This window comes from Microbulbifer echini (assembly GCF_041447225.1).
GTDB classification, from domain to species: domain Bacteria; phylum Pseudomonadota; class Gammaproteobacteria; order Pseudomonadales; family Cellvibrionaceae; genus Microbulbifer; species Microbulbifer echini.
Window position 1 is genome coordinate 1 of record NZ_JBGMEL010000042.1, and the last position, 4,078, is coordinate 4,078.

2 protein-coding genes and 1 pseudogene are annotated in these 4,078 nt (G+C 55.0%); 1 reads left to right on the forward strand and 2 read right to left on the reverse strand.

Going from position 1 to position 4,078, the window contains the following annotated elements:
- Positions 1–228: 228 nt before the first annotated feature.
- A pseudogene (locus ACCI51_RS19320) lies at positions 229–333 on the reverse strand (type II toxin-antitoxin system RelE/ParE family toxin); the annotation flags it as partial.
- Positions 306–560, reverse strand: a complete 255-nt coding sequence (locus ACCI51_RS19325; RefSeq protein ID WP_371845063.1) for a type II toxin-antitoxin system RelE/ParE family toxin — start codon at positions 558–560, stop codon at positions 306–308. The gene ACCI51_RS19325 and the pseudogene ACCI51_RS19320, both read right to left, overlap by 28 nt.
- Before the next feature lie 351 nt (positions 561–911).
- Between ACCI51_RS19325 and gcvP the strand changes: the two genes are divergently transcribed.
- The gene (gene gcvP / locus ACCI51_RS19330; RefSeq protein WP_371845061.1) at positions 912–3,803 is read left to right on the forward strand and encodes an aminomethyl-transferring glycine dehydrogenase; all 2,892 of its coding nucleotides are present in this window, start codon (positions 912–914) and stop codon (positions 3,801–3,803) included.
- The last annotated feature ends 275 nt before the right edge of the window (positions 3,804–4,078 follow it).

Below are 4,078 nucleotides of genomic sequence, written 5' to 3' on the forward strand. Positions count from 1 at the left end.
TTTACGGCGCTTCAGATTGTATTCTGCTTCGGCAAAGGTGACTTGGTGCATGATCTATCGTAGCCTTGACGGATAACTGAATACTACCAAATTGGCTCGGAATTATTCAGAGGTTCCCTAGTGCTTCAGAAGATTTGGCATCTTCTTTGGCCTGCTTAAGAATTTCAGGGTTCATTTTCCTATCCAACTCATCAAGAGGTTTAGAGCTTTTTTTAAACATAATACACCTCAGTTATATTGCTCATATAAGCTTTCAGCTAATGCGATATTCTTTTTGTAAAATTTTTTCTCATTCGCCCCATCTTTCACACCATTACATAAAAGCAGGGCTTTTCTATCCGGATCAAAAGCAAAAAAAAAATTCTATACGGTCTATTTTGGGCATTCACCCTCATCTCTTTTAAATTCTTGACCTTCTTTGCACCATACAGTGTATCCACATCAGGTCTCCCAAGGCTGGGGCCTGATCGCTTTAGACGTTCAATGCCGGCCCTAATCTTAAGCTGAACAAACTCATCCAACCCTAAGAACCACTCCTCATCCTCCTGAGTTATCCTTATCTCCCAATTAGGGAAGCCCTACCTAGAACAAAATCTCCCCAACCCCCATTTCACAGGATTTAACCCACTTTTCCTGCCCAAATTTAGCAGTTTCCTCGATAGAATCCCGCAGATTGCCCCTACTCGCCCCGATTGCTAAGATGCGCGCCTGCCGCTATGGCCCGGCTCCCCCACAGGCTGAGCATTCTGCCCGTGGAGCCGCTAGCAAGCCGATTTTCCCAAGCGTTACCCTCGCCTATCCGCTACGCGGAGGCCCGAGGCTTTCCACAGGAAAAGCGGTACTGAGGCCAGGTGCTATTTTTAACCGCGAGCGCACCGCGACGACTCCCTGCGACTACAGGAACGAAGTTTATGACCCAACCATCGCTGCAGCAGTTGGAACAACACGACGCCTTTATCCATCGCCATATTGGCCCCGATGCCAAACAGGTAGAGGCCATGCTGGAAACCCTCGGAGTTGCCAGCCTCGACGAGCTGATCGAGAAAACCGTGCCCGAGGCCATTCGCAAGAGCGATGAGCTGGACCTGGCCGATGCGATCAACGAAGTTGAGGCCCTCGCAGAGCTGAAAGATATCGCGGCACGCAACAAGATCTACCGCACCTTTATTGGTATGGGCTACCACGACACCATCACCCCCAACGTGATCCTGCGCAACGTGCTGGAGAACCCGGGTTGGTACACCGCCTACACCCCCTACCAGCCAGAAATTGCCCAAGGTCGCCTGGAAGGCCTGCTGAACTTCCAGCAGATGATCATGGACCTCACCGGTATGGAACTGGCTAACGCCTCCATGCTGGACGAAGGCACCGCCGCTGCGGAAGCCATGGCCATGTGTAAGCGCCAGGCCAAACGCAATAAGTCCAACATCTATTTTGTGGATCAGGACTGCCACCCGCAGACTGTTGCCGTAGTCAAAACCCGCGCCGAACACTTCGGCTTCGAAGTGGTTGTGGGCGATGTGGAAAAAGATATCCCCACCGAGCTGTTCGGCGCCCTTCTGCAATACCCCGGCAGCACCGGCCGCGTACGCGACCTGACCGACATTATCGCCAAGGTGCACGAAGCCAACGCCCTGGTCACCGTGGCCGCCGACCTGATGAGCCTGGTCGCCTTGCGGGCGCCGGGTGATATGGGTGCGGACGTAGTGGTTGGCTGTAACCAACGCTTCGGCATCCCCATGGGCTACGGTGGTCCCCACGCCGGTTTCTTCGCCTTCCGCGAAGCTTACAAGCGCTCCGCACCGGGTCGTATTATCGGCGTTTCCGTAGACAGCAAAGGCAAGCGTGCCCTGCGCATGGCCATGCAGACCCGCGAGCAGCATATTCGCCGCGAGAAAGCCAACTCCAATATCTGCACTTCCCAGGTTCTGCTGGCGGTAATGAGCGCTTTCTATGGGATTTACCACGGTCCCGAAGGCCTGAAGACTATCGCCGCCCGCATCCAGCGCCTGGCCGATATCCTCGCTTCCGCCTTACAGCGCGAAGGCTTTAATCTGGCCCACGACAGCTGGTTCGATACTCTGACAATCACCGTTGGCGCCAAGCAGGAAGAGATCTACCAGCGCGCACTGGCTGCTGAGATCAACCTGCGCAAAGTCGGTGAAGATGCCCTGGGCGTAAGCCTGAGCGAAACCGCTAGCCTGCAAGATGTGTCCGATCTGATTAATGCCTTTATCGGTACTGAGCACAGCATTGACCTGCACACTCTGGACAGTGAAATCGCTAGCAAAGGCTCCCTGGGTGTGCCCGCGCCCCTGGCGCGCGATACCGAGTTTATGACCCACCCGGTATTCAATACTTACCACTCCGAGACCGAGATGCTGCGCTACCTCAAGTCTCTGGAAGCCAAGGATATCGCCCTGAATCACTCCATGATTCCCCTGGGCTCCTGCACCATGAAGCTGAACGCCACCGCCGAGATGATCCCGGTCACCTGGCCCGAGTTTGGCAAACTGCACCCCTTCGCACCCGTAGATCAAGCGAAAGGCTACGCGGAAATGTTCCGCCAGTTGCAGCAGATGCTGTCCGCCTGTACCGGCTACGACGCCGTTAGCCTGCAGCCTAATGCCGGTTCCCAGGGCGAATACGCAGGCCTGGTTGCGATCAAGAAGTACTTCGAAGCGAAGGGCGAGACCCAGCGCGATATCTGCCTGATTCCCGCCTCTGCCCACGGCACCAACCCTGCTTCCGCCATGATGGTGAGCATGAAAGTGGTTGTGGTTGCCTGTGATGATAAAGGCAATGTGGATATCGAAGACCTGAAAGCCAAAATCGAAGAGCACAGCGACCGCGTTGCCGCACTGATGGTCACCTACCCATCCACCCACGGGGTGTTCGAGGAAGGTATCCGGGAAGTGTGCGATCTGGTTCACCAGGCTGGCGGCCAGGTTTATATTGATGGCGCCAACATGAACGCCCTGATCGGCGTAGCGGCTCCGGGCCAGTTCGGTGGTGACGTATCCCACCTGAACCTGCACAAAACTTTCTGTATCCCCCACGGTGGCGGCGGCCCCGGCATGGGTCCGATCGCTGTTGGCGAACACCTGAAGCCCTATCTGGCGGCCCACCCGGTGACTGAAGTACCGGAAACCAAGCTGGATAACGGCACCATCTCCGCCGCTCCCTGGGGCTCCGCCAGCATCCTGCCGATCAGCTGGATGTATATCCGTATGATGGGTAAGCAGGGCATGAAGCAGGCGACCGAGATGGCAATCCTGAACGCCAACTACGTGGCCAAGAAGCTGGGTGAGCACTACTCCCTGCTCTACACCGGCACCAATGGCTTTGTGGCCCACGAGTGCCTGGTTGACCTGCGTCCTCTCAAGGAGGCTAGCGGCATCACTGAAGAGGATATCGCCAAGCGCCTGATGGACTTTGGCTTCCACTCCCCCACCATGTCCTTCCCGGTAGCCGGCACTCTGATGATCGAGCCTACCGAAAGTGAATCCAAGCCTGAACTGGATCGCTTTATCGAGGCGATGGCGACAATTCGCCAGGAAGTGGAAGACGTCACCAGCGGTAAGTACAGCCCTGAAGACAACCCGCTGCACAACGCCCCTCACACTCTCGAGGACGTGATGAGCGGCGAGTGGACTCACAGCTACTCCCGCGATATCGCTGCGCGCCCGGCAGCGTGGTTAAAAGAGCACAAGGTATGGCCGGCTGCTAACCGTATCGACAACGTCTACGGCGACCGCAACCTGATCTGCTCCTGCCCACCGATCGAGAGCTACGTGGAGTAAAATCCAACACTCTCACAGGTGGATTTAAAAGCGGGCTTTATGCCCGCTTTTTTTATTTTTATCAGGCCTAATGAACCTTCGCACCACCCGCAAAGCACCACTTTTTCCTCTCATTCAGTGGTAAGGAACATCCAATGAAAAGCGGTAAACAAAGAAGAACCGAAATTAAGCAAGCTCGAAGAAAAAGAATAGAGAAGTTCCTAGATTGCCAACATAAGTGACACACGTTTACCCACCAAAAATTCCAGTGGGCTCAAGTAATTTAACACCTTCCT

What these genes read in the sequence shown, in the direction of transcription:
- gcvP (WP_371845061.1), top strand. Translation starts at nt 912, where the DNA reads ATGACCCAACCATCGCTGCAGCAGTTGGAACAACACGACGCCTTTATC.